The organism is Nitrosomonas marina (assembly GCF_900110145.1).
Lineage (GTDB): Bacteria > Pseudomonadota > Gammaproteobacteria > Burkholderiales > Nitrosomonadaceae > Nitrosomonas > Nitrosomonas marina.
Genome location: NZ_FOCP01000003.1, coordinates 45252 through 72231 on the forward strand (window position 1 = coordinate 45252; position 26980 = coordinate 72231).

The 26980-nt window shown below is 45.3% G+C and carries 27 protein-coding genes and 1 tRNA gene; 15 read left to right on the forward strand and 13 right to left on the reverse strand.

Annotation, left to right across the window (positions count from 1 at the left end; genetic code table 11):
- Positions 1–63: 63 nt before the first annotated feature.
- Positions 64–405: a hypothetical protein gene (locus BMX44_RS16425; RefSeq protein ID WP_143056873.1), complete on the reverse strand. Its 342-nt coding sequence runs from the start codon at positions 403–405 to the stop codon at positions 64–66.
- A 129-nt stretch (positions 406–534) separates the two neighbouring features.
- Here BMX44_RS16425 and BMX44_RS02835 point away from each other — a divergent pair, with 129 nt between their 5' ends.
- The gene (locus tag BMX44_RS02835) at positions 535–1023 is read left to right on the forward strand and encodes a TIGR00645 family protein (RefSeq protein WP_090628145.1); all 489 of its coding nucleotides are present in this window, start codon (positions 535–537) and stop codon (positions 1021–1023) included.
- Positions 1024–1374: 351 nt separating this feature from the next.
- Here BMX44_RS02835 and BMX44_RS02840 read toward each other — a convergent pair whose 3' ends face one another.
- The 3 genes from BMX44_RS02840 to BMX44_RS02850 form a co-directional block, all read right to left on the reverse strand.
- Positions 1375–1998: a PEP-CTERM sorting domain-containing protein gene (locus tag BMX44_RS02840; RefSeq protein ID WP_090627776.1), complete on the reverse strand. Its 624-nt coding sequence runs from the start codon at positions 1996–1998 to the stop codon at positions 1375–1377.
- A 454-nt stretch (positions 1999–2452) separates the two neighbouring features.
- Complete coding sequence (locus BMX44_RS02845; RefSeq protein WP_245738804.1) at positions 2453–2872, reverse strand: nitrosocyanin; 420 nt, start codon at positions 2870–2872, stop codon at positions 2453–2455.
- A gap of 597 nt (positions 2873–3469) precedes the next feature.
- Positions 3470–3554: transfer RNA gene (locus BMX44_RS02850), tRNA-Leu, on the reverse strand.
- A 62-nt stretch (positions 3555–3616) separates the two neighbouring features.
- Here BMX44_RS02850 and rnr point away from each other — a divergent pair.
- From rnr to BMX44_RS02895, 9 genes are all read left to right on the forward strand, one after another.
- The gene (gene rnr, locus BMX44_RS02855) at positions 3617–5833 is read left to right on the forward strand and encodes a ribonuclease R (protein ID WP_090627778.1); all 2217 of its coding nucleotides are present in this window, start codon (positions 3617–3619) and stop codon (positions 5831–5833) included.
- A gap of 53 nt (positions 5834–5886) precedes the next feature.
- On the forward strand, positions 5887–6642 hold the full coding sequence (rlmB, locus tag BMX44_RS02860) for a 23S rRNA (guanosine(2251)-2'-O)-methyltransferase RlmB (RefSeq protein ID WP_090627780.1): 756 nt from the start codon (positions 5887–5889) through the stop codon (positions 6640–6642).
- A 115-nt stretch (positions 6643–6757) separates the two neighbouring features.
- A complete protein-coding gene (gene argS, locus BMX44_RS02865) occupies positions 6758–8518 on the forward strand; it encodes an arginine--tRNA ligase (protein ID WP_090627781.1) in 1761 nt (586 codons plus the stop codon).
- 29 nt (positions 8519–8547) lie between these two features.
- Positions 8548–9234 carry an SPOR domain-containing protein gene (locus BMX44_RS02870; protein WP_090627783.1) on the forward strand — a complete coding sequence of 229 codons (687 nt, stop codon included), beginning with the start codon at positions 8548–8550 and terminating at the stop codon, positions 9232–9234.
- 55 nt (positions 9235–9289) lie between these two features.
- Positions 9290–9928 carry a thiol:disulfide interchange protein DsbA/DsbL gene (locus BMX44_RS02875; RefSeq protein ID WP_090627786.1) on the forward strand — a complete coding sequence of 213 codons (639 nt, stop codon included), beginning with the start codon at positions 9290–9292 and terminating at the stop codon, positions 9926–9928.
- A gap of 596 nt (positions 9929–10524) precedes the next feature.
- On the forward strand, positions 10525–12093 hold the full coding sequence (locus tag BMX44_RS02880; RefSeq protein WP_090628150.1) for an HDOD domain-containing protein: 1569 nt from the start codon (positions 10525–10527) through the stop codon (positions 12091–12093).
- Between the two features lie 31 nt (positions 12094–12124).
- The gene (gmk, locus tag BMX44_RS02885) at positions 12125–12748 is read left to right on the forward strand and encodes a guanylate kinase (protein ID WP_090627788.1); all 624 of its coding nucleotides are present in this window, start codon (positions 12125–12127) and stop codon (positions 12746–12748) included.
- Positions 12749–12801: 53 nt separating this feature from the next.
- Positions 12802–13008 carry a DNA-directed RNA polymerase subunit omega gene (gene rpoZ, locus BMX44_RS02890; RefSeq protein ID WP_090627790.1) on the forward strand — a complete coding sequence of 69 codons (207 nt, stop codon included), beginning with the start codon at positions 12802–12804 and terminating at the stop codon, positions 13006–13008.
- A 98-nt stretch (positions 13009–13106) separates the two neighbouring features.
- Positions 13107–15209, forward strand: coding sequence for a RelA/SpoT family protein (locus BMX44_RS02895; protein ID WP_090627793.1), 2103 nt, complete (start codon positions 13107–13109; stop codon positions 15207–15209).
- Between the two features lie 34 nt (positions 15210–15243).
- On the opposite strand, the gene BMX44_RS02900 is transcribed toward BMX44_RS02895, so the two are convergent.
- Entirely contained in the window at positions 15244–16014 is a 771-nt protein-coding gene (locus BMX44_RS02900) for a M90 family metallopeptidase (RefSeq protein WP_090627795.1), read from the reverse strand.
- A gap of 312 nt (positions 16015–16326) precedes the next feature.
- On the opposite strand from BMX44_RS02900, the gene epsC reads away from it, so the two are divergent.
- A complete protein-coding gene (gene epsC, locus BMX44_RS02905) occupies positions 16327–17274 on the forward strand; it encodes a serine O-acetyltransferase EpsC (protein WP_090627797.1) in 948 nt (315 codons plus the stop codon).
- A 70-nt stretch (positions 17275–17344) separates the two neighbouring features.
- Here the strand turns inward: epsC and BMX44_RS02910 are convergent, their stop codons facing one another.
- Together BMX44_RS02910 and BMX44_RS02915 are read right to left on the reverse strand one after the other, a co-directional pair.
- On the reverse strand, positions 17345–18397 hold the full coding sequence (locus tag BMX44_RS02910) for an ABC transporter ATP-binding protein (RefSeq protein ID WP_090627800.1): 1053 nt from the start codon (positions 18395–18397) through the stop codon (positions 17345–17347).
- 90 nt (positions 18398–18487) lie between these two features.
- On the reverse strand, positions 18488–19954 hold the full coding sequence (locus BMX44_RS02915; RefSeq protein ID WP_090627803.1) for a catalase: 1467 nt from the start codon (positions 19952–19954) through the stop codon (positions 18488–18490).
- A 326-nt stretch (positions 19955–20280) separates the two neighbouring features.
- Here BMX44_RS02915 and BMX44_RS02920 point away from each other — a divergent pair, with 326 nt between their 5' ends.
- The 3 genes from BMX44_RS02920 to BMX44_RS02930 all read left to right on the forward strand — a co-directional run bounded on the left by BMX44_RS02920 (position 20281) and on the right by BMX44_RS02930 (position 22034).
- The gene (locus tag BMX44_RS02920) at positions 20281–20952 is read left to right on the forward strand and encodes a spondin domain-containing protein (protein WP_090627805.1); all 672 of its coding nucleotides are present in this window, start codon (positions 20281–20283) and stop codon (positions 20950–20952) included.
- A gap of 318 nt (positions 20953–21270) precedes the next feature.
- Positions 21271–21558, forward strand: a complete 288-nt coding sequence (locus BMX44_RS02925) for a sll1863 family stress response protein (RefSeq protein ID WP_090627807.1) — start codon at positions 21271–21273, stop codon at positions 21556–21558.
- 308 nt (positions 21559–21866) lie between these two features.
- Entirely contained in the window at positions 21867–22034 is a 168-nt protein-coding gene (locus tag BMX44_RS02930; protein WP_090627810.1) for a DUF1328 domain-containing protein, read from the forward strand.
- A gap of 50 nt (positions 22035–22084) precedes the next feature.
- On the opposite strand, the gene BMX44_RS02935 is transcribed toward BMX44_RS02930, so the two are convergent.
- Positions 22085–22333, reverse strand: a complete 249-nt coding sequence (locus tag BMX44_RS02935; RefSeq protein ID WP_090627813.1) for a hypothetical protein — start codon at positions 22331–22333, stop codon at positions 22085–22087.
- Between BMX44_RS02935 and BMX44_RS17380 the strand changes: the two genes are divergently transcribed.
- Complete coding sequence (locus tag BMX44_RS17380; RefSeq protein ID WP_281246233.1) at positions 22328–22462, forward strand: hypothetical protein; 135 nt, start codon at positions 22328–22330, stop codon at positions 22460–22462. The genes BMX44_RS02935 and BMX44_RS17380 overlap by 6 nt on opposite strands.
- Before the next feature lie 127 nt (positions 22463–22589).
- Here BMX44_RS17380 and BMX44_RS02940 read toward each other — a convergent pair whose 3' ends face one another.
- The 5 genes from BMX44_RS02940 to BMX44_RS02960 all read right to left on the reverse strand — a co-directional run bounded on the left by BMX44_RS02940 (position 22590) and on the right by BMX44_RS02960 (position 26969).
- On the reverse strand, positions 22590–22913 hold the full coding sequence (locus tag BMX44_RS02940; RefSeq protein ID WP_090627814.1) for a mechanosensitive ion channel domain-containing protein: 324 nt from the start codon (positions 22911–22913) through the stop codon (positions 22590–22592).
- Positions 22910–24289 (reverse strand): DUF2254 domain-containing protein, encoded by a 1380-nt coding sequence (locus BMX44_RS02945; protein WP_090627816.1) that lies wholly within the window; start codon positions 24287–24289, stop codon positions 22910–22912. Before BMX44_RS02945 ends, BMX44_RS02940 begins: the two co-directional genes overlap by 4 nt.
- Before the next feature lie 112 nt (positions 24290–24401).
- Entirely contained in the window at positions 24402–24806 is a 405-nt protein-coding gene (locus BMX44_RS02950; RefSeq protein WP_090627819.1) for a hypothetical protein, read from the reverse strand.
- Positions 24807–25077: 271 nt separating this feature from the next.
- Positions 25078–25926, reverse strand: coding sequence for an endonuclease/exonuclease/phosphatase family protein (locus BMX44_RS02955; protein ID WP_090627821.1), 849 nt, complete (start codon positions 25924–25926; stop codon positions 25078–25080).
- Positions 25927–26033: 107 nt separating this feature from the next.
- Complete coding sequence (locus BMX44_RS02960; RefSeq protein WP_090627824.1) at positions 26034–26969, reverse strand: carbohydrate kinase family protein; 936 nt, start codon at positions 26967–26969, stop codon at positions 26034–26036.
- Positions 26970–26980 lie beyond the last annotated feature (11 nt).

Consider the following 26980-nt stretch of genomic DNA (forward strand, 5'->3'; position numbering starts at 1 on the left):
GCGAACCAAGAATTATATACATAGCGCCCAACCCTGAACCTTACTGAACCGGTAACATTAAATCTACCAACCACCGCCGCCTCCGCTGCCCGATGATGAGCCCGGCGCTGTTGACGACGATGCGACCGATGTAGTCAGCGAATTGCTCAAAGTGAATGAGAAATTTGAGAAATGATGCGAATCCCGGCTTGAGCCGTGATACCAGTGCGGGGAATAGCCGGCGAACTCGTCAACTTTGTTGTCCGGCAGGTTGGCGGCAGGCCGGACATGGCGAAGGCCGGACATGGCGAAGGCCGGACATGGCGAAGGCCGGTGGCACGCAACCGGATCAATTGACCGCAGCACTGGACAGTGTAGCAGTCTGGGTAGAGCGAAAGATGTAGCTGCTGCTTGCAGCGATTTCATACCATGCTTCTGTGAATGCCAACGACCAAAATGCGCTGTATTTCACAGAACAGCTGATTTCATGATTCGGGTATCAACGGCTAATATTGATGATGTTTGATCCTTGATTCACACCATTCGGAGGACAATTTGGAACGTTTTATAGAGCGCACGATGTATGCTGCCCGTTGGTTATTAGCACCGGTATATCTGGGTCTCAGCATTGCCATCCTGTTTCTGGGTTTAAAATTTTTTCAGGAAGTTCTCCATGTTCTTCCAATCATCTTCAGCATGTCAGAATCAGATCTGGTATTGGTTATTCTGGCACTCGTGGATCTGGCACTGGTAGGCGGCCTGTTAGTCATGGTTATGTTCTCCGGCTACGAAAACTTTGTTTCTAAAATGGATATCACCGAAAACAGTGACCGGTTGGGTTGGCTGGGCAAGATGGATTCCAGTTCATTAAAAAACAAGGTTGCCGCTTCCATCGTCGCAATTTCTTCCATCCACTTGCTACAGGTCTTCATGTCTGCCCAGACCGTTCCCAACGACAAAATCATGTGGTACATTCTTTTACACCTGACCTTTGTCATTTCAGCTTTTGCGATGGGCTACCTCGACAAGATAACCAAACACTGAACTGAACGAATATTAGCCGCGCAGGCACATCATTGTTTTATTAAAACGTTCTGCAACATTCTGGTTCAGATTCTATTGGTCGTGCCTCTGGTTTTGCCATCACAACCCGTATTCGGACAAAAACAACACTGTCAGATTTACCGACATCGTCACCGTCCGACCCCCACCTGCCTGTTTCAAGACGGGGTTTGAAGGTCGAAGCACGCAGGCCAACCCGCTATGCCTGAGAAATGAAATCTGTCGATCGACGCTATAATAATCAGAAATTATCAGTAAAAACAGATGCAAAAATTTATTTCAGCCAAAACTGCCGTTTTATTATACTGGTCTGCTCTCACAGTCCTTGTCAGTCTATTTCTGACGCCTTCTAAAGCTGATACCCGCTAGGCCAAGACCCAACAGGGCCAATGTACCCGGTTCAGCAATCCCGACAGGCGGGACAGACGTATCGGGCAAAACGGCAGAGCCTACGTGGTTATTGTTTCTGGCATCAAGACCAAATACCGTGTGTAACAAAGCACCACTCATATCGTATAATTCGACGTTGTAAATATCTCGAAACAGCCCAAAATTATCGTCTCTTCCATATATCGAAATTGAATCAAGTTCGGTCGCCGAAGCCAGAGTCACCGTTAATGCCTCTGTAGGAGCAAACGTAGCCGAATGAAAGATGTTTGGAAAACCTTGAGGTGCGATTCCATCAATCGCAAAATCCGGGGAACTTCCTGGCGTTGTCGTGTAAACAGACCCCGCTGCAGTAGCGCCAAGAGAAGACAAAGCAGCATCGCCGCCGCCTGTTTGATTTGCTTCTACTTCAGAAACCTGCAACCAGGCGTCGGTTGTATTGAGATTAGCGGAAAAAACCTTGATTTCCTTGACACCGATTAAACCGGCATATGCTCCTGACACAGTGCAAAAAATCATTCCTGAAGCTATTGCCGCGCTTAGCAATGTTCTTGTCATTTTTTTACTCATTTGTCTCCCCCTTTTTAGGTGCCATAACTTTACAACGCCTGTAGTCGCGCATCTTAGCTGAATTAGTTACATCGATTGCAGAACTGCGCATGCAGGCACACTCATAATCATGATGAGCAAAATTCATGCCAATCAATAATTTATTTTTAATAACAATTGATTACGATAAGAAGCGCACAAACTGCATATCAAACTGTAAAGAATTTCGACGGCTTTCATACCTTTTCAGAAAACTGTAAAAATCCAGGAGGCCAAAGATAAATGCTTATAAAAGAACAGTTCACAAGCCCGCTTTTTCTCACGAATCAGGGACAGGCCGAGATTTCAGCGACAATAAATATCAAGCAAAACTCAATCCTTGAAAAAAGAAATGGCCGGTTTCAACCGGCCATTTCAATTTCATAGCAAATCTCAGTTTGCTGTACTGCAATAACAGCACAGTCTCCCGATTACGTTAGTCTATAACATTCAACGTGCCAGGGAGGTGGATATTTTTAGGATGAAGCTGGCACCAGATGGTGAAAGCGCCGGCTTTATCGGCTGTGAAAGAAACTGTTTTGGTTTCACCAGCTTTAATCACTTCCTGAATGCCATATTCATCGATCGAAAAACCTTCGCTGATCGGCGATTTGTTTTCAATCGTGATTTTTACTTTCGAACCTTTGTGAACGGCAATTGCTTCAGGCTCATTCAATACATTAAACGCACGGATATTTTTCACCGTCACGCCTTCTACATTCAATTCTGGAATGTTGGTATCATAGGCATTCATAATGATTTTAAACGTTTTTTCCCCGCCGGCATACGCAGTTCCCGCAACCGTCAACAACGCGAGTACAAAACTCATACAAATGATCCGGGTAAATCTCATCATGTTAAATTCCTCCATTTAAAATAAACATACGCCAGCACACCGCATACACCTGGCTCTTGTGATGCCGTTGTGCCAACAACTTAACGAAAGCTGTTCATCAGAACATATTCTGCCGATTGACAGCCTTGCGTTATTCGTATCATATCCAAATTTTGTTACAAATTTATAGATATGTTTCTGATATGCGTTTTTGTTCTTCAAATCCCCTTCAGAAATCCTGAAATCGCCCAGATTTATCTATATTGAACAGTTAGGGTTGAGTCAATTTGGATATGTTATCCGTTATGCTGTATTCTTCAGTTAATGCGGCGAACTACACAGCAGCTACAGCCTACTCGGGCATGAACGCAATACAGAATCCAAAACATTCGCGCCCCATCTATTGAGTAATGGCAGATTAGTCAGTTTTTAGAGTTTTCTGGCAAATATATTCCGGCATTACAAGAAAAACAGACAGAAAGAACGGAATTTTTGCGAAATAAGTGTACGAATGAAACCAGTGTATAACGCCACAACCATTGCAAGGATTTTTTCAGAAATCTGTTCAATACCATGAGCTTTTGGAACATTTCGTGTATATCTGGATCATTGTTTTCATGGTGCCCAGAAGAGGACTCGAACCTCCACACCCGAAGGAACATGGACCTGAACCATGCGCGTCTACCAATTCCGCCATCTGGGCAACTTCGTATATGATTATTATCAGACCGAAAAGAGTGCAACATTCTATAGGAAATCACTATTTTGTCAATTAAAGAACACCGCAAGCTGAGAAAGCAAGATCCATATCTCGATCGCGAAAAGACGCGCTATACCCACCCGCTGCCGAGCCGGGAATTTATTCTTCAGATACTAAAACAAAACGGTATCCCTACGGCAGAAAACCAATTGCAAAAACTGCTTGGTATTAAACGCCATGAGCAGGATGCCTTTACACGCAGACTGGCTGCCATGCTCAGGGAAGGACAGATTTTCCGAAATCGTAAAGGCGATCTTTGCGTCATGGAGAAACTGGATTTGATCAAGGGAACAGTTCAGGGACACGCAGATGGTTACGGTTTTCTGATTCCTGATGACGGCAGCGCTGACTTGTTTTTATCGGCCAAGGAAATGCACAAGATACTGCATGGTGACCATGTTCTGGTCCGCCAAACTGGTCTGGACAAACGCGGCAGGCGCGAAGCCGTTGTTGTTGAAGTGCTTGAGCGGGTCAATCATCGACTGGTCGGACGCCTGTATATGGATCATGGCATTATGCATGTTGTAGCGGAAAATAAACGAATCAGTCAGGATATTCTGATCCCGGGCGACTCGTCCCTTAACGCCAGTGCCGGACAGGTTGTCATGGTTGAAATAATCCAACAGCCCAGCAAGCAAGCACAACCGATTGGACGAATCGTCGAAATTCTTGGCGATTATATCGATGCTGGAATGGAAATAGAAATTGCATTACGCAAGCATGATCTGCCGCATGTTTTTTCGGATGAAATCGAAAAACTGTCGACCAAGCTGCCGGCCCGCGTACTGCGAAAAGATTATGCAGAACGACGAGACCTGCGTCATCTACCCCTGGTAACCATTGACGGCGAAACGGCGCGCGATTTTGACGATGCGGTTTATTGCGAGCGCGATGATCACGGATTCACCTTGTACGTTGCGATTGCAGACGTTTCACAATACGTACACCCTGACGATGCATTTGACCGGGAAGCGCTAACACGCGGCAATTCGGTGTATTTCCCACAACGCGTCATTCCTATGCTACCCGAAGTGCTGTCAAACGGGCTTTGTTCACTGAACCCCAAAAAGAACCGTTTGTGCATGGTATGTGAAATCCGTTTCGATGCGCATGGCGAGCAACAGCATTATGTGTTTTATCCGGCGCTGATGAAATCGCATGCGCGCCTGACCTACACCAGAGTTGCTGCCATGCTGACTCATCCAAAAAGCAAGGAAGCCAAACAACATGCAAAACTGTTGCCTGATCTGAAAAACCTGCATGCTCTGTTCAAAGTATTACTGAAAGCGCGTAAAAAACGTGGTGCTATTGATTTTGAAACCACAGAAACACAAATGTTATTTAATGCGCAGGGCAAGATTGATAAGATCGAACCAATTCAGCGTAACGACGCTCACCGTTTAATAGAAGAATGCATGCTCGCGGCCAATGTGTGCGCTGCCGATTTTTTGCAGCAGCATGGTCACCCAGTCCTGTATCGTATTCACGAAAGACCAGCTGCCGACAAACTTGAAGCGCTTCGAGACTTTTTAAAGGAATTCGGCGTACAGCTTGGCGGAAAAAACAAACCGAAAGCGAGTGATTATGCAAAAACCCTCAGCAAAATAAAAAACAGGCCGGACATACATCTTTTGCAGACCGTCATGCTGCGTTCTTTACCGCAGGCGCAGTACAGCCCCGATAATTGTGGCCATTTCGGTCTGGCATACGATGCCTATACGCACTTTACTTCACCCATCAGGCGTTATCCGGATTTACTGACACATCGGGCCATCAAGGCGGTACTGCGCGGCGAGCAATATACGCCCGGTGACTGGCAAGAACTCGGAAGCTATTGTTCACAGACGGAACGGCGGGCCGATGAAGCCACGCGGGATGTAGAGACCTGGCTGAAATGTTTTTTCATGCAGGACAGGATCGGTGAATGTTTTGATGGGATTATCAGCAGTGTCACCGGTTTTGGTCTGTTTGTGGCGCTCGAAGAGATGTATGTAGAGGGACTGATTCATATATCAGAACTGCCCAGCGACTATTTTCACTTTGATCCGGCCCGTCACTGTTTGTTAGGTGAACGTACCGGCAGACAATTCCGCATAGGCGACCGCCTGAGTGTCAAACTGGTGCGAGTTAATCTGGAAACCAGTAAAATTGACTTCATTCTGAATGAATTCAAAAAAAATACTGTACCCAGAAAAAACAAATCGAAGCATAAGACACGATAGCACCATCGATTTCATAGTAACCTCTCATAATTGCAACAATGTTCACGTAATAAATGTCAACCACACGCATCATTTTTGGGTTTCATGCCGTTATCAGTCGGTTAAGACAACATCCGGACAGCGTCCGGGAGATCTATGTTGACGCCGGACGCAACGATCAACGTATTCGCAATCTGGCGTCTTTGGCCGAATCCAGACAGGTGCGGCTGATTTTCTGTGAACACGATCGGCTAGAGAAAATGGCGGGAGGAAATCGGCATCATAGTGTGGCGGCCGTAGTCGATCAGGCAATCTTGGCATCCAACATTGATGATGTTCTGGATACATTAAACGGTCCGGCCAGACTACTGATACTGGATGGCATACAGGATCCGCATAACCTGGGAGCATGTCTGCGCGTAGCGGACGCTTTTGGTGTGCATGCCGTCATCGCGCCGAAAGACCGTGCAGTCGGATTGACTGCGACTGTTTACCAGGTATCCAGTGGAGCAGCCGATACTGTGCCTTATATTCCCGTTACCAATCTGGCGCGGACGATGCGACAGATTAAAGCGCGCGATATCTGGATTGTCGGAACAGCAGACGATGCGGAGCATGATTTGCATGATTTTTCAATCCATAGTTCGGTCGCCTGGGTATTCGGTTCCGAAGAGAAAGGGATGAGGCGACTGACGCGGGAAACTTGTGATCAGCTAGTACGCATCCCCATGCAAGGCGGCGTCGAAAGCCTTAATGTATCGGTCAGTGCGGGTATTTGTTTGTTCGAAACATTTCGCCAACATACGGGAAAAATAAATAACGGAAATTGAAGCCGGACAAAAAACAAAATCATGCAACGGCGCAGACAACCGAAGGCAGAGTATATTAAAATATCACCCTGATTAAACCTTAATAAAAATAAAGGAATAGAAACATTCCATCACTATGGACACAGCAGCGCCCCCGAATTTCAAAGACCACATATCTCAACTGATGCTTCATGCTGTTGAACAGATCACAACCGGCAGTGGGAAACAATCCGGTATAGAGATAGTCCGGACCCGGCAAACCGATCACGGCGACTATTCCTGCAATCTCGCCATGCAACTGGCCAAACCGCTCCGAAAAAATCCCCGTGAAATTGCCGCACTTTTGATTGCAGCATTACCGCCATCACCGTACCTGGAAAAGGTGGAAGTCGCCGGTGCGGGGTTTATCAATTTTTTTATCAAGACAGCCGCTAAACAGGCCTGTCTTGATAATATCTTACAACGGAGCAGTGCATATGGCACCAGCGATTTCGGCAAGAAGAGAGAGATTCAGGTTGAATTTGTTTCTGCAAATCCAACCGGACCGCTTCATGTCGGGCATGGGCGAGGAGCCGCTTTTGGCGCGAGCCTTGCGAATGTGCTTTCAGCAGCCGGTTTCACTGTAACACGCGAGTATTATGTCAATGACGCCGGGCGCCAGATGGATATTCTGGCGGTCTCAACTTGGTTGCGTTATCTGGAGCTAAACGACATACACATACCATTTCCAGATAATGCTTACCAGGGCGACTATGTCAAAGTCATGGCACGGCTGATCCATGAAGCGCATGCCGACCGGTACGTGCATCATCCGGAGAAACTGCTGCAGGGCTTCCCTGCTTCGGCATACGAAACAGCGATAAATACAGACGACTTGCTGGACCGACTCATCGCCAACGCCAAGGCTATTCTTGACCAGGATTACGCCTACATACATAATTTTGTACTGACCGAACAACTGGGAGACTGCCGCAACGATTTGATGGAATTCGGCGTGTCGTTCGACACTTGGTTTTCTGAACAATCACTTTTCGATAACGGTCTGGTAGCACAAGCTGTTCGTGAACTGGAAGAAAAGAAACACCTTTATCGTCAGGATGGTGCCGTCTGGTTTCGCTCCACTGAATTCGGTGATGAGAAAGATCGCGTAGTACAACGAGAAAACGGTCAGTACACCTATTTTGCTTCGGATATCGCATATCATCTCAACAAATTTGAACGCGGCTTTGAAACGATTATCAATGTATGGGGAGCCGATCACCATGGTTATATTCCGCGGGTAAAAGCAGCATTGCAGGCATTGGCGCTGGATGCAGACAGGCTTAACATCGCTCTGGTACAGTTTGCCGTACTATATAGAAATGGCAAAAAAGCATCCATGTCGACACGATCGGGCGATTTCGTCACACTTCGGGAACTGCGTCAGGAAGTCGGCAATGACGCTGCACGATTTTTCTACGTGATGCGTAAAAGCGATCAACACCTCGATTTCGATCTTGATTTAGCTAAATCACAAAGTAACGACAATCCAGTCTACTATATTCAATATGCCCATGCCCGCATCTGCAGTGTGCTGGAACAGTGGGGTGGCGATATAGCGAGACTAACGAATGCAGATACAAACCTGCTGGCCAACGCATCCGAACTGGCGTTGCTGCAACGACTGATTGATTTTCCCGATATCATCATTGCAGCCGCGGAGGAATTCTCACCCCATCTGATTGCGTTCTATTTGAGAGAACTGGCCAGCGAATTTCATAGTTACTATAATTCTACGCATTTCCTGGTAACAAATATTCCTCTTATGGAAGCTCGCCTTGTGTTGATTACAGCAATCCGGCAAGTATTGAGAAATGGACTGGCATTACTGGGTGTCGGCGCTCCGGAAAAGATGTAGGTTGTTTTTAAAAAGGACAAAACAGATTTATGAGCCGTGACTATAAATCCCGCAAATCCGCATCATCCAGAAGCGGCAAGGGCGCCCTGTTGCTGGGTATCTTTATCGGTTATACACTGGGCATTATCAGCGCCATTGGCATCTGGTTTTATCTGGAACAGGCACCCAGCCCCTTTTTAACGGAACATCAGATAAGCGAACATCGCGGCGTACATGACGATCCCGACAACAGTAAAGGACAGGATGAGACAATCGAAGCACGCTCGGAAAATACTGCGAAAGTGGATGAAAAATTGCAGTTTGACTTCTATAACATTTTGCCAGGCGATGACGAATCCACCTTGCTAGACGAGCCACCTCTGGTAACTCAAGAGCAACCACAGATCATTGAAAAACCTAAACCTGCCCCTACTCCACCCGTTTCGTTGCCGCAACCGATTCCAGCCAGGGAAAAACAGATTCAACCAGCTCAGGCTATTACAGAAACCTATTATCTTCAGGTTGGTTCGTTTCGCAGCAATGCTGATGCAGATAATCTCAAGGCAAGGCTTGCGATGTTGGGCGTGTTTGCGTCGGTGCAATCTGCCGATTTGTCCGAAAAGGGGATCTGGTATCGGGTACGGGTTGGTCCTTTCACTCAAAAATCCCGCGTCGATCAGATGCATCACACCTTGCGGGAAAACGGCATAGAAGCACAGTTTATCAAAACCCAGTAATACATACGGATTGATTTCTTATCAATTTACTTCACATATCAAGGTGAGCAAGCATATGAACAGACTGATTACCGTGTTGAACGTTTTTTTTGGAATCATATTATTGAGTACGAGCGGTGTTCATGCCGAGATTGTAGCCGGACGCGATTACAAGATATTACAAAACCCTCAACCCACACAGAACAATGAACGTATCGAGGTAATTGAATTTTTCTGGTACGGCTGTCCGCACTGCAACAGTCTGCATCCACATATAAAGACCTGGCTGAAAAACAAACCGGACGATGTCGACTTTCGCTATGTGCCTGCTATTTTCAGAAACAACTGGATACCGGGCGCCAAAACGTTTTACACCATCGTAGCAATGAATGAACTCGAAACAATGCACGACAGAGTGTATGACGCCATTCACCGTGACAAAATCGATCTCAGTGACGAATCCGTCCTGTTTAATTGGATCGATCGACAAGGCATTGATAAGGATAAATTTATCAATATTTACCAATCTTTTACCATACAGAACCAGGTTGCCCGCACAAATCAAATGATGCGACAGTACCAGTTGACCGGCGTTCCGGCATTTGTCGTTGAAGGACAATATCTAACCAGCGGCAAAAAGGGTGGAACACCACAAGACACCATGCAAACACTGAATGCAGTTATAGATATGGTGCGAAACACAAAGACACCCTAAAGCTTTTCTTGACACAAGATACAGACTGGATGCCGCGCACAAATCCAGTATTACAACCCTTTTGGAAAAGCAAAATTATCAATGCCTCATCAAAAAATATTTTGATGAGGCTGTTTCCGAAGCATGAAACCTGATTATCCGAACACCAGCGCGAAAAAAATGCCTGCAGTAACTATGAAGGAAATGTATTACACTCATCTATTGGTACTGCCTGCTTGAGCTGAATCAACCCTGCCGGAATCATACCGGTTGAAAAGCCACATTCATCGTTTTCATCAACTCGTTGCTTGAAATTTTATGCCAGTGTCATGGCCCACAACACAGAGAATCATCAGTAGCAACTATTTTGGAAAAAATAGTATAAGGTGATTTTGCCGTCATTTTCCGGCTTATTTGACCGATAGGTTCGGAGCTGTATCGTATATAAAGATACTGGCATAATTTTGGCGTATCTGTAACGCATGCTGAGACGCCAGCCTTTATTAATCACTGGTTTGTCAGATCTTAATTCCAATGGGCATGACATAATAGCAACAATGGCAGCAAAACTGAATTTTGCAGAAAATTTATCGAGCGAGACTTCCTCTAATTTAAAAATGATTGAAAACGAAAGCTATAGCGGTAGAGCGAATACGTTAGAGGATGATTTATTAGCAACTATTCGCAGTGACCAGGACCTGCCCGCTTTAGGGGCTTCGATAGCACAGATCATTCAATTATCTTCTTCTGACGATGAGTCCATACGCAAACTGACCTACTTTGTACTATCAGACGTTTCTCTGACCCAGAAAATACTCCGGCTTTCCAATTCGGTATCCTTTCGCACTGTATCCAACAAGGCAATAACGAGTGTCAGTAAAGCTATTTTTCTACTGGGATTTAATACAGTCAAGACATGTGCACTGGCGGTACTGCTTGTTGACGGAATGTCGGAAAAGAAAGCCAAACATGTCCGCCATGAACTGATATATGCGCTGGCAACCAGTATGGTAGGCCGCGAGCTTGCCCGGCGCAGCCGCTTCAGTGATGCAGAGGAGGTCGCAGTTGCTGCACTATTTAAAAATATCGGTCGTTTATTGCTGGCTGTATATTATCCTGAACTCTATCAGGAAATAACGGCCTTGATCCAACAAGGCTCTCACACACCTTCACAGGCTTACAGGCAGATACTTCGATTTGATCTGGATAATTTCGCCGGGAAAGTCATGCAGGAATGGGAAATTCCCGAACGTATTATCAACACGTTAACAGTTAGACCGGTAGATATTTTTCAACCACCCAAAAGCAAACTTGAATGGATGCAGCAGGTCGTTGAGTTCAGCCACAAAACTGTTCCCCTGATACTTAGTCAAGAAGAATCACTTAACACTAATTTGGCAAATACACTGTTGCATCGTTTCGGTAAGGCACTTGACCTCAACAAGGTCAAGTTGAATGCATTAATAACACATGCGTCCAACGAAACAAAAGCGTTTGAAATTAATGTCGGTTTAAGTTCCTCCGATCAAAACAGGGAAATCAGGAGAAGTCCGGATACGCTTGAATTAAACCTTGAAACTGAAGAACACTTGCTCAAAGAACTGACGTTTGCGCTTGAACAAAATGAAGAGACCTCGGACATACAGCGTTACCCCAGTGGTAAACCGTATAATGCAGCCAAGCTGCTACTGACCGGAATTCAGGATGCCACAGAAGTTATGGCCTCGGGCAGATACCAGTTGAGCGACCTGATTACATTGATTCTGGAAACCTTTTATAATAGCCTAGGGTTTCGTTTCATAACGCTATGCTTACGCGATCAGGAAAGAGGCCTTTACCGTGCACGCAGCTCGCTTGGCAGCAACTATCTGGGACTCCAGAAAGCATTTACATTCCCGCTCGCAGCATCTACTGATTTATTCCACTTAGCAATGAAACAAAATGTAGATTTGATTATTTCAGACGCATCCATTGGTAAAGTACGTAATCTGCAGCCGCAATGGCATTTGGATTTATTGCCGGACGCGCGCAGTTTTATTGTGCTGCCTCTGGTGTTGAATGAAAAAAGGATCGGATTATTTTATGCAGACCGTCTGCTTGAAGCGCCCGAAGGTGTATCATCAGAAGAAATGCGACTCATCAAAACACTGAAAGCTCAGGTGATTACGGCGTTGCATACGAGATAAGCTTTCTCTGAAACAGGAATAACATACGATTATGGCCACGTCTACAAATTCAGGTTGTTTGTTTATTATTAGCGCACCCTCAGGTACAGGAAAAACAAGTTTGATCAGAGCGTTATTAAAAAGAGATACGCACCTCAAACTATCGATTTCGTATACCTCACGTCCACGGCGCCCTGCAGAAGTTGAAGGACGTGATTACCACTTTATCAGCGAAGATATTTTTAAACAGATGCAGATACGTGGAGAATTTCTTGAGTGCGCCGAGGTCTATGGCAACCTGTATGGCACCTCAAAAAAATGGATTGACGCAGCTATAGCAGCAGGACAGGATATTGTACTTGAAATCGATTGCCAGGGAGCTGCACAGGTTCGTCGTTTTTTTTCAAATGCCATTGGTATTTTTATTTTACCGCCTTCTTGCACTACGCTTGAAAAGCGATTGGTTTCGCGTGATCAGGATGAAGCAGATGTGATAAAAAAACGGCTTGAAGCTGTCCGTGAAGAAGTCAGTCACGTGAATGAATTCGACTATGTTATTATTAACGACGAATTGGAAAAAGCAGCGAATAATCTGGTTTGTATCGTCAATGCAGAGCGTCTGAGAAGGGAACGTCAGATTAAAAAGCACCAGACACTGATTACACAATTAACATAAAAATTTATTTTTAACGATAACACTATTCTTATCAATTCTTTGAAATTAATATTATGGCACGCATAACCGTAGATGATTGTTTGACAAAAATACCGAATCGTTTTGACATGACACTGGCTGCAACGGCCCGCGCAAGACAACTGGCAATTGGCGCTTCGCCCATGATTGAATCAGCTCGCGACAAACCTACTGTGATAGCGTTGCGCGAACTTGCCCAGGGTAAATTCGATATGGATATATTAAATCCGAAAAATCTATAGCGTTACAAGCGAATAGCCCACCTTCACATTGCTATTCGTTTTTTTCGAACTGTCGACCGTTTCACAACTTCACTCATTTAATCAAGTCGTTCACACCAATGCTTGAAGCCGAGTTATTGTTTTCCGAAGCTGCTCTGTATCTGAGACCGGAAGATGTTTCTCAGCTGAAAAACGCGTATACCTTTGGCCATGGAGCACACTCTGGTCAATACAGAAAATCGGGCGAGCCCTATATCTCTCATCCACTAGCAGTTGCCCGAATTTTAGGCGAGCTGCATATGGACGCACCTACACTAACTGCGGCACTGCTCCATGATGTCGTGGAAGACACGGATATTTCCAAAGAAGAAATCAGCGAACGATTTGGCGAGTCCGTTGCGGAACTGGTTGATGGCGTTTCCAAACTGGATAAAATCCAATTCCAGACTCAAGCCGAAGCGCAGGCTGAGAATTTTCGCAAAATGTTTCTGGCCATGGCGCAAGATGTGCGGGTCATTTTGATTAAGCTGGCCGACAGATTGCATAACATGCAGACACTGGATGTTATGCGAACTGAGAAACAACGAAGCATTGCCCGTGAAACACTGGAAATTTATGCGCCTATCGCCCATCGCCTGGGATTAAACAAGATTTACCAGGAATTACAGGAACTGGGGTTTCGTTATTCACATCCATTACGCTATCGCGTGCTGGTCAAAGCAACCCGAGCGGCTCGCGGTAATCGCCGGGAGGTAGTCGGAAAAATTCAGAATGCCATTATAAACAAGTTAAAAGATGCTGGGCTTGAGGCACATGTTCACGGGCGTGAAAAACACATTTACAGCATTTACAAAAAAATGGCGGAAAAGCAGCTGTCATTTTCTGAGGTGCTTGATATTTACGGATTCCGCGTGATTGTCAAGGATGCTCCCTCCTGCTATGTCGCACTGGGCGCATTACATGGTTTATACAGACCGATTCCTGGAAAATTCAAGGATTATATCGCAATCCCAAAAGCGAACGGATATCAATCGCTGCACAGTACCCTGCTCGGCCCTTTTGGCATTCCAATTGAAATACAAATCCGTACGTCGGAAATGCACCGAATCTCAGAAAACGGTGTCGCGTCCCACTGGCTATACAAGAGTACCGATACAAATCTCAACGATTTGCATATGAAAACGCATCAATGGCTGCAAAGCCTGCTGGAAATTTTAAGCGACTCGGCCGATTCGATGGAGTTCATGGAACATCTGAAAATAGATTTATTCCCGGGCGACGTCTATGTCTTCACGCCACAGGGCAAGATTCTGACACTACCGAGACGTTCGACAGCTGTGGATTTTGCATACGCGATTCACTCCGATATCGGTAATTGCTGTGTTGCCGCAAAAATCAACGGCGAGAACGCTCCGCTGCGCAGTGAACTGAAAAACGGTGATCGTGTAGAAATCATAACTGCACCTTACGCAAAACCCAACCCATCATGGCTGAGCTATGTTGTTACAGGTAGAGCACGCTCTCAGATCAGACATTTTCTTAAAACCATACAGTTCGACGAGTCTGTTGAATTGGGTGAGCGCATGTTAAACCAAGCGTTGCTTGCTTTAAATGTAGAGCCCGACCTGATCAGTGAAGCACAATGGGAAAAACTGGTTCGCGACAGCGGCTTCAAATCAAAAAAAGCGCTGTTGGCTGATCTGGCGCTGGGTAAGCAATTACCTGTGGTAATCGCCAAACGACTGATTTCTCCGCTTGAATCGGTTAAAAATGAGCAGTTACCCAGCGATCCGATTACAATCCTTGGTACAGAGGGTCTGACAGTTCAGTTTGCCAAGTGCTGTCATCCGATACCCGGCGACGTTATTGTCGGATTGATTAAAAAAGATCACGGACTTGTCATTCATGCCCATCATTGCTCGATTATCGCACATGCGCAGAAAAATCCGGAAAATTATCTGGATGTCACTTGGGGTAAACAGATCACCCGAACATTCGAAGTCAAGATCAAGATTGTTGCTGCAAACAAACACGGCGTTCTGGCTCGAATTGCAGCGGCGATTGCAAAAACCGAAACCAATATAGATGATATTGCCATGGAGAGCGAAAAAGACTACACCGCCATGGGATTTATCCTGCAGGTAAAAAGTCGGTATCATTTGGCTCAGGTAATGCGTAGTTTGCGTCGTATCAAGGAAGTCGCAAAAATCATACGCACATGAGCATACCCTGCTGCCGTAACCGTATGACCGTGAATCACTCGACCAACATACGCCTTGCCGGGTCCTGGCGATAAAACAATGCCAACTGCTCGTAGACGGCAGCAAAGTACTGCTTGAGAATCAAAGGCGACTCAAAAAAAACTTCGCTCATTACAGCAAAAAACTCTGCAGGACTCTCGGCCGCATAAGCATCAATAACCGTATCACAGTCTCGTTCAACCTGGCTGCAGAACGCTGCATAAGCCTGACTGAATACATCATGCCAGGTTTGCATGCTCATATCAGCATGTAATGGCGGACAACCGTTTGCGCCTTCATGCCGCATATCCAGTTTATGCGCAAACTCGTGAATAATGACATTATGAGCGGACCCGGTATGCATGCTTGTATTCTCCGGCCAGGTTAAAATAACCGGGCCCGACAGCCAGGCCTCACCTGAAGCAATATTCCTCGCATGATGCACAACCCCGATCTCATCAACGTATTCATAATCAAGAATAAACTCTCCCGGATAAACAATTATTTCAATCCAGTCGTCGTAATAACCCAGATCCAGATTCAGAATCGGAATACATGCCTGCAGTGCAATTGCGACGCGCATTTCATCTGTAATCTCAAGATCATGCGCACCATTGATCACTTTCGCGTGCAAAAAAAACAAGACCAGCGCTTGCAGTCGACGCAGATCATCCACATTCATCCCTCTCAGGCAACGCAGATGAGTTACTTTTTGCCAAATATGACGCGGAATTTCTTCTCGTTCAAGAATTCGATTACGCCACCATTGATTCAAATGCCAAACCATGATATTTCATCAAAAAGCTTTTGGAATGATAATCTCTATTTACATTATAATAGCGAATTGGGTGACCGGTAATAGTCGTTGAAATGTTGATAAACAGTGAAACAACGGTTTTTTCTATTTTAACGACACCATCATTACTCGATAAATTCAGTATTCACATACCGTTGGAGAATGTTTCCTTGGCAGGCATCACGAAACGGACGAAAAACAAATGGTTAAAATAAGTCAAAAACAGACGCTTTATAACAGCCCCTGTTATAAAGCCTGCCAGATCACTTCATGAATATGACGTATTGGAAGGGATGACGTAACGTGAACAGTACCAAAAAAACGCGAGATATCCAGGTCAGAAGTACCAATTTAAATATTGACGATATTGTTACAGAGTTAAGAGAAATACGTATCGCGTCACTGGAAAGCCGTAAAAGGCATGACAGACCACCGAAACTGCCATCGCGAAAAATTCTGGCAAGTGTAGCAGAAGGGCTGGGGGCTGCTTTATTCCCCAATCGCCTGGGTTCATCAGAATTGTCGAACGAAGGCATCGATCATTATGTGGGACATACCCTCAATGTTACTTTGCGCGATTTGATGGTGCAGATACAGCACGAACTGCATTACAACTCCGGCTTGGAAGCGCTCAGTCCCGAAGACAGGGAAAAATCCATTGTGATTACGCAGGCATTTACCAAACGTTTGCCTCAAATACGCATACTGCTTGACAGCGATATTATTGCCGCATACGAAGGTGACCCAGCCGCACGCAACGTAGACGAGGTTCTGGTTTGCTATCCGGGTATCATGGCAATAACGCATTATCGGCTTGCACACGAACTTCACAACCTCGGCGTACCGTTGATTGCGCGAATGATTTCAGAAATCGCCCACTCTACAACGGGAATAGAAATTCATCCCGGCGCACGGATCGGCGGCAGTTTTTTTATTGACCATGGAACAGGCGTTGTTATAGGTGAAACAGCCATCATAGGCCAGAATGTACGCTTGTATCAAGCTGTAACCCTGGGTGCAAAACGCTTCCCAGTCGATGAAAATGGGACGCTGGTCAAAGGTAATCTACGTCATCCGATCGTGGAGGATGATGTGGTGATCTATGCTGGCGCAACTATTCTGGGACGGATTACGATCGGACGCGGATCGACCATTGGTGGTAATGTATGGCTGACGCATAGTGTACCGGCGGGCAGTAATATATCGCAACCGCAGACCAAACAAAGATCAGACATAAAGTCGCGTGACTAACGCTTTAAAAACTTGAACCCTGGCAATACAGCCTACCACAACAGTACTCGATGCCTGGACAAAACATTATTTAATCCACAGGTTCAAATGCAACGATATGTTCTGTTGCAAGTCTGACACCGATTTTCTCGCCAACAATATGATTATGGTGACTCGGAACCAGCGACAGCACCCTACTGCCGCTTGCAAGCTGAAGTGTATATAATATTTCGGCACCCCGAAAGGCCTTATTAATCACAACAGCACGTTGTTGACTGTCTTCCAGGTACACAATATCATCAGGCCTTATCAAAACATCGACCCTGCTGCCCGGCAGACAGTTCTGAGGAACATCTCCTTTGAGCAAACCCAGCTCAATTTCAATCTGCTGCTTATCAACCACATTACCCGGGAGAAACACGCCCTGCCCGATAAAATCGGCAACCAGCCTGTTGACCGGACGGTGATACAAATTATATGCGTTATCCCACTGTTGAATATCCCCGCCAAACATCACTCCGATTTTATCCGCAATCGCGAAGGCCTCAGACTGGTCATGTGTTACCAAAATCGCGGTAATATTCTGGTTTTTCAAAATATCCCGCACCTCCAGGCTCAAATGTTCGCGCAAGGTAACGTCCAGATTTGAAAAAGGTTCATCGAGCAGCAGCAGTTCAGGACCTGGAGCAAGCGCCCTGGCCAGGGCGACACGCTGCTGCTGCCCGCCCGAAAGCTCATGAGGATACTTACTTGCTGCATTTTCAAGCTGCACGATCTGCAACCAGTGTTCAACCTGCTGCCTGCGTTCTGTACGGGACAACCGGTGCAGACCGAAACCGATATTTGCTGATACGTCTAAATGCGGGAACAACGCATAATCCTGAAACACCATGCCAATCTGCCTTTTTTCCGGTGGTACGCATGTGTGTACACTACTGACGCATTCGCCGTTGATGAGAATCTCTCCGTCAGTAACAGGCTCAAACCCGGCTATGCAACGCAGTGCGGTAGTCTTTCCGCACCCACTGGGACCCAAAAGACAACCGATTTCTCCTTTATACAAACGGAGTGACAAACGGTCGAGCACTTGATGGCCCGCATAATGCTGCTGGATATGATTAAGTTGCAGTAATGCGGTGTTCATGCTTTGAACCCGATAAAATTTCTAAATTCACGACAAAAAAATATTTAATTATTTACAGATTACAGTTCTTGCTACTTTACGAATGCTCATTCATTCGAAATCGCTGTCACTGACAGACATATTCAGGGCCTTTGCAACTCCTTTTCCATAAGCCGGATCAGCCTTCATACAATGACGGATATGACGCATTCGAACGACATCGTCAACATTCGCTAATTCAGCTGCGGTATTTTCAAACAGAATCTGCTGTTTCTCCGGTGTCAACAAACGGAACAGCATACCCGGCTGCGTATAGTAATCTTCGTCGTCCTGTCGATGGTTCCAGTGACCTGCATCTCCAGAAAGCGATAATAGCGGCTCTTTAATATCGGGTGATTCGCTCCATACACCCTGACTGTTCGGTTCATATCCTTTCATACTGCCGAAGTTGCCATCGACACGCATCAATCCGTCGCGATGGTAACTGGCAGCAGGACAGCGAGGTCGATTGACCGGAATCTGAGCGTGATTCACACCCAGACGATAGCGTTGCGCGTCGCCATAGGAAAACAGTCGCCCTTGCAGCATTTTATCAGGCGAGAAGCCGATACCGGGAACAATATTTGCCGGATTAAACGCAGCCTGTTCAACATCGGAAAAATAGTTTTCCGGGTTGCGATTAAGTTCCAGCACACCTACGTCAATCAATGGATAGTCTGACTGCAGCCATACTTTTGTAAGATCGAAAGGATGAAACCTGTAGTTTGCTGCATCTTCTTCCGGCATAATCTGGACCTTTAAATCCCAGCGCGGAAAATCGCCGCGCCTGATAGCTTCATATAAGTCACGCTGATGACTTTCCCGGTCCTTTCCGATGAGCGCAGCAGCGTCTGCGTTGCTTAAATTATCAATACCCTGCTGACTTTTAAGATGGAATTTTACCCAGAACCGTTCGTTTTCAGCGTTCAGGAAGCTAAATGTATGACTGCCAAAACCATGCATGTGCCTATAAGTACGCGGGATGCCTCGATCACTCATAACGATAGTGATTTGGTGCAAAGCCTCGGGAAGCAACGTCCAGAAATCCCAGTTACTTTGCGCACTGCGCAGATTCGTTCGCGGATCGCGTTTTACGGCATGATTGAGATCAGGAAACTTGAGCGGATCACGCATAAAGAAAACGGGTGTATTATTTCCCACTAAATCCCAATTACCTTCTTCCGTGTAAAACTTGACCGCAAACCCTCGTATGTCACGTTCAGCATCAGCCGCACCACGTTCGCCGGCTACTGTCGAAAAGCGAATAAAGACCTCTGTTTTCTTGCCGATCTCAGAAAAAATGCTTGCCTTTGAAAAACGGGTTATATCGTGCGTAACAGTAAATGTTCCATACGCACCTGAACCTTTTGCGTGCATACGTCGTTCAGGTATGACTTCCCGATCGAAATGCGCAAGCTTTTCCAAAAACCAAACATCCTGCAATAAAATGGGACCGCGCGGACCTGCTGTTTGCACGTTCTGATTATCTGCAACGGGGCAACCACTGACGGTAGTCAGTCTGTTTTTTTCATCTTTCATGAGAATCTCTCCCTAATGAGTTTCGTGACGTTCTGGACTCGCTGCGAATCGAATCGAAACACCATGCCTGTCTGTTTTATTAGAAACTCTTAACAATTCAAAATTAAAATTCAGACGAAACAGGCAAACTAACGATACGTTAACCGGCAAAACAAAAATGCGTACTTTAGCTACAGTGTAATACTTCCGCCAGTAAACGTCATTACGCTCACTCAAATACCGTACAAACGGATGAAATATTCAAACAGGTGCACGATTAAACGGATATATCATTGCTCGCGCAAATTGTTCACGCCTTCTCTTAAGCACACAACTGAAGGCAAACGGTGGCGTCTTTTCAAAAAATCATTGTTTTTTTGTCATTTGCAGCATCGTATCAACTTGCCGTAGCAGCAGATTATCGAGTCGAAATCACAAGCCTGACATATAAAACCACTTTCAAACCACGGATTGTTATTGCTCATGTACCGGTGTCTCTTTGTGAACCGTGTGACAATCTCAACGATACAGCGACTGGCTTGCTGAATGGACAGATGAATCATGCACTGTCAGAAATTACAGAAGCAGACAGTCTTGGTCCCATAATGGCCATTCTCGATCAGGAATCCGTACGGAAATTCGTTTCATATGTTGCTGGCAGCGGCTTGTTGGTAGGGTGCAAAAACCAGACTGTCGAATTTTTTGACGTCGATGATGCACAGAATCGTTTATCATTGTTTGCAATGCTGCTGCCAACAAACGATGGTTTCATCGCGTTGAACAACATGGCTCTGCCACAGACCGGTAGCGTGCAATCCACTTTCAATGCCTATGATGCCGGCACCGAGACAAATACAGAATCCTGTGAAGATATACCCGGTCCGTTATGCGGTGGAACAGCGCAGTCTCCTGACGATACAGGCGAAGGTTTCGTTCACATTCACAGAGGAATAGGGGGTCTGGATCCCGATGAAATTGATCCGGCAGAATATGACTGGAAAATCCGGTTGCTGCCGTAACGATTACCAGAATGCAGTGATGCAGATCCAGTGCACATTTTTCGTATGACAGCCTCTCATGCAACCTGTTTTTTCGCGAATGAATTTGTGTCGAGTTTGCCGCGCAGGGATTAATTCGAACGACTTCTTTTAAAATTAAATATTAATTCATTCAGCTGCTGACCCAAGGCTCATCACCGGCACATAGCAGTAATCAAAGGCAACAGCCAGAATTTTTGAAAACTTTATCAATTATTCATGCTCAAACTACCACAATAACAAGATAATGTTCTTATTTGATTGGTAGTGAAAATTTTTCAATTCATCAAGGAGAGAGCAATGAACGACAAGGAAGCTTATTTGCAGAAACTGCAGGCTAAACTCGACGAATGGGAAGCGGATATTGCTGCACTGAAGGCAAAAGCATCTGAAGCCGATGCCGATGCGCAAATCGAACTGAATCAACAAATCCGCGAACTGGAATCTGAAAAAAGCGATATGAAGCAAAAATATGAAGAATTGAAAGCGGCCAGCGATGATGCGTGGAAAGACATACGCAGGGGCATGGAATCCGCTTGGGATCACGTATCGGCTTCTTTTAAAAATGCAGCAGACCGATTTAAGTGAACTTTAGTCTGAATGATTGAACCAGAGGTACCGGCTCAGATTAAAATCTGTTACCAGCTGGTTCAAGTTCCATTTTTAATTCAATTTATGAAGTTGAAATTCGAAATTTGTTGTTCGTCTTGTTACGAGCCTGCTTCACCCTCATAGTTGACAAATATGATGAAATAAAAACACCATGGATAACGGTTGATTTTTAAACTGAAATCCTATGTGCTCGGTTATTCAAAGCAAGTGAGACTGCACGTGGATTCTGCTTCATATTCTGAACAGAAGCGAGGGTGAAGCACGCATTCTTAAAGGAGTTTTACATGTTAAATCTTGCAGTGACATTCCTGATTATAGCCATTATTGCCGGTGTTTTGGGTTTCGGTGGAATTGCCGGTGCTGCCGTGGAAATGGCAAAAATTGCGTTTTTTGTTGGATTAGTACTTGCTCTTGTGTTCTGGCTATTAGGCAGAAGGGGCCCCCGGCCTTAAACATGATTCCGAGAACCGGAGAGCTGAGAGCTATTCGCCCGCAGTTAGGGTTAAACAACGATTGTTTTATCGCATGGTTCTCCGGTTGCGGCACTGCTGACATTCTGATTCAGCGCTTTTATTTTCGCCCATGCTTCGCCATTGCAATCTACACGCAGACCGCCTTCTTGTTCGTCGGTTCGATCATGTTCCCAAACGAGTTCGATAAATCGTGCAAAATAGTCCGGCCCGAAGCTGCGCGGCCTATCCAGCCGCTTAATTGTAAAAAGCCGGAATGACTGTAAATATCTGAAATGCATGCAGCATCAATTAAGAACTGCCGGATTATCCCTGAGCAGCGTTTTATCGAGCAAGTTATCGGTATCGCCGCCTTCATTCTCGTCCTCCACTATTTTCTCGATGGTGTCGTCATTACTGATATCGATTGAGACATCCGCAATTACCCCAGGTTGACGACTGGTCGTGTATGCTGTTTGCTGTTCACCGGTTTCTTTCTGAGCAACATCAGCATAAGCTTCAATCCGACCATTTTGATTTGATAAATCGGCTCCGGCATCACAATGTTTTCCTGATCAAATCCTGCTTTATCTGCCGAATGGCTTCGCTGCGCACATTCGGAAAACTGTATATTTCCTGATTGGTCCAGCCATATATTCGCAAAACAATGCTGGAATCACCCAGTTTTTCAATGGTCACCATCGGCTGGGGATCGTTCAGTACGCCTTCGATGGAGTGCAATGTCTTCAAGATTACCCTTTGGCTGGCAGCATCCTGTTCCGATTCGGCTTTATCCGCGATTATGTCGGCTAACTGATCGGCATATAATGGGCTTGCGACACACATCAGGCTAAGAATCGATGCCGCGAATGTTGTATTCATACTTTGAATCTGGCCGATGATTCAAATACTGGTTTCCTGTCAGCCTGTAATTTGGCCCTGGCATGCTCATAGATGATTTGGCATTTCTCAAATCGTTTGATAATCTCCTGCGTGTCCGAGGGACTGCAAAAGCTTTCTTTCGATGATTCCATAATCAATTTGGCATGGTTGTATAGTGCTTCTGAATACTGAGGTTTTCTGGAAACCTGCAGGATTCTCGAGATCGTTTCAAGTAGATGAATCATGACCATTTCATTGTTTGTGACATTCTGCCTCAATGGATGAAACATGGTATCAACCGCATCGGCAAAACGTAATTCGCGTTTCTTGATGCGCACCACACCGTTGGAATCTTCAAGATATTCCAGTGGAAATTCCCTGTTTGCCATTCGACCCAGTGATGAACTGAGCCAGTCTATACAGGCAATCGCTGTCAAGGAATCGTTGACACCTGGTGACAAGGCGCGCAACGCAATTTGCAGTAGTTGCATTATTGCAAACTCTATATCACTAAATGGCGTTCTTTTCCTGCCAAGGGATATACACAACCTTAACCTGTCATAACAGTCTTCGTTGATTCCGCCTTCTTGAAATACTCGCAGGATTGGCAGATTTTCGATAACAAAATCGCCAGGCCGCAGAAACAATTCAATATGCTGATTCTCATTTTCAGCGATTTTCTTGAGCTGTTCGATATCAACAAATTCCACGTAACCACTCACTGACGCCGCCATCGTAACCGACGGCATTGCATGCACGGTGATATCCCACCGTTGCTTAACAGAATCTGTAGTGGCCTGCTCATCCAAATCGAGTAACGATTCATCAATTGCCTGACTCAGTTCCTCGCCTATTAATGAGATAATTTGATCTGCCTGAATCGTGGTTGAAATGTAGTGAATGAAATATATCAGGCCGATGATTGACAGCACTGTCAACAGCAGATTAATGGCAACAGAAATAATAGGCATCTGCTGGGAGGTTGTTTCATGCGTATCAATAAATGACAGCAGCGCTAGGCCGTATAGAAAACTTCCAATAAGTAATCCCAGCACCATTTTCGCTTTGTTATCACGCAAAAAGTTATGCAGGATTTTTGATCCAAACTGGTTTGCAGCCAGCGTCAATGCAACTACGGAAATTGAAAAAACAACACCCGTCAACGAAATGATTGCACTAGTCGTAACCGCAAGCACCTGCCGAACACCCGTGGTGCCAATTTGTAGCGTATTTACCCAGGGCCAGTTACGAATATCAACATGCTGGTCTATATTCAGAAACCCGATAGATGACATAACAAGACCTGTAGCTATGACAGTAGGCACAAACCAGATCGTTGTAAGCAGTTTTTCCCAAAATAATTTAAGCATCATCATTAGTATCTACCTGATTCTGGTGATGCATATCCTGTCGACAAAATCGGGTCGACAGCCACATAAACTCAGCAAATGTGTCTAGTCATGCTGAAAACCTGTCGATAATGCAGTACTAAAATATTTTGGTTAGGTTTAGAGCTGTACCTGCAGGAATATCACAATTTTCGCTGTCATTTGACGAATCGTCATCGTCATCACTGCAAGCTATGATAACCGCCGTTCCTGTTGCGTTATCCCCGTTGAAGGTTACGTCGATCACTAGATTGACTGTGCCAAAAATGGAATTCAATCGGACAATGTTACCATTACGCGTTCCGATAATTGCCTCCCAGGTTGAATCAGACGGTGAGGGCTCCAGGACAACCGCAATAATCACACCATTATTTTCATGAATGGACGCATAACCGGCTAAAAAACCACTGAAATTCAGCGCATAGATCCCGTCATACGGCCCCGCTGCGTTGACCGTATTCGTTGTACAAAGTATTAAAGCGAATGCTGTCAATATCCTTCTCATTTTAACCCCTCCCTATTCAACAAATGCTTTACCAGTATCCTAGCGTACTTAATCAATCACAAAACCGCATCGACAAATCTGCACGATACCACAGAACACTATTTTTTTACGGATTATCGATAGGTTCAGGATACAATATTACAGAAATAAAATTTACAGCTAGAAGCAATAAATATTTGCGTAGCCTGGCAGTGTTCGTATAAAGAGGGAATGTCTTTCAGTAGTCTGCTTCTTCATCTTATCGTTTATTCAAGTAACGACAGAAGCAACCTTAGCTCAACTCGATCCAGACAGGTTGATGGTCTGACGCCTGAGTTTCAGAGTCAGTTTGATAGGATTTTAAATGACTTCTCAACCCTTCGGTTATAAAAATATAATCAAAACATTCTGGTTGATCAACAAAATCAACAGGATGTATGCCAACAGTCGGTGTATGTGGCACATCAGGGTATAATAAACTGCGGGTATCGTAAAAAGCCGGCACATCGTTTTCAAATGGTGCCAGTAATTGCAAACGCTCGTCTGACGATGCAGGGAAATTCATATCTCCACATAAAATCGCTTCAGGAGGCCTTTGATGGGCTTTAAAGGGTCCATCCTTTTCGGCAGAATCGAATACACGGCCGGCCATGCTATTCGCCTCAACATGCAGGCGGCGAATTGTCTCAATCTGAATTTCACGCTGACGTCTTGAGTAGTATTCAAGATGTGTAGTAAGGACACGAACCGGACCCGAAGCTGTAAAAATAACAACTTCTATCAGGGTCCGTTGCATACTGGGGGTTTTCGGTTCAGCATTCCAGGGAAGCAAATGTCGCCAGATTTGACCTACCGGCAGACGGGAGAGAATCATATTACCAAACAGACTTCGGTTACCAACCCCGTCGGGAATATCCGTTGCCGGACTATAAATTGCCGTGTAATCCTGCAAAAGCGATGACAATATCTCGAGCTGATTTTCTCCCTGACTGCCTGGCAAATCCGGAAAGTTGACAGCTATTTCCTGAAGACAAATGATATCAAAGTGGTCCAGTCGACCAATGGTTTCCACGATACGCTGCAGGTCAACTCTGCCATCAAGACCGCGCCCCCACTGAATATTCCAGCTCAATAGCTTCATATCCGTCTTTTTAATGCGATATGTTCATGTTGCAAACAACACTTTGCCATTTGTTCGATTCAGTATACCGAATCGGCAAAAATCACACGCCATCGCAATCGCGACTTCTAAAAAAGTCGGCTCGAAAAATTTTCATAATAATATTGATCAATTTCGTCACGCGTGAATTGATGATTCTGCCCGCCACGCTGCGCAATTTTAAGCGCTCCCATCAGTGATCCTAGCTGGCCTGCCGTTTGCCAATCCATATTGTTGATAATACCGTATAACAATCCTGCACGGTATGCGTCACCACAACCGGTCGGATCGACAATTTCAACAGGCTTGACGCATGGTATTCGAATTTGCCTGCCATCAGCATAAATGATCGAACCTTCGGCCCCAAGTGTCACGATCAACGCTTTGACTCTTTCCGCCATTTCCGTCAATGTGATTCCGGTTCGCTCCTGCAATAGCTGGCCTTCGTAGTCATTGACAGCAATATAATCGGCTTTATTAATAAAATCTGTCAATTCATCGCCATTATACATAGGCAATCCTTGACCCGGATCAAAGATAAACGGAATACCCGCTGTATGAAGCTCCTGTGCATGCAGCAGCATGCCGTCGCGACCATCGGGCGCAATAATGCCGAGTTTGATCTGTGATGCATCATTGACTGAGTTTAAATGAGAATAATTCATTGCGCCGGGATGAAATGCAGTAATCTGGTTATCATCCAGATCAGTAGTTATGAATGCTTGTGCAGTAAAGGTATCTTTGACATGCAGAATACACGACTGATCAAGTCCCAGTGTTTCAAACCGCTCCATATAAGGTTGTATATCGTCGCCCACTGTCGCCATCATGATAGGTTCCCCGCCGAGCATTTTCAGATTATAGGCAATATTGCCAGCACATCCACCGAACTCTCGGCGCATTTCCGGAACCAAAAAGGCAACGTTCAAAACATGTATTTTTTCAGGCAGGATATGGTTTTTGAAGTGATCGGGGAAAACCATAATATTATCGTAAGCGATAGAACCGCATATCAGTATTCGCATAACTTTGAATT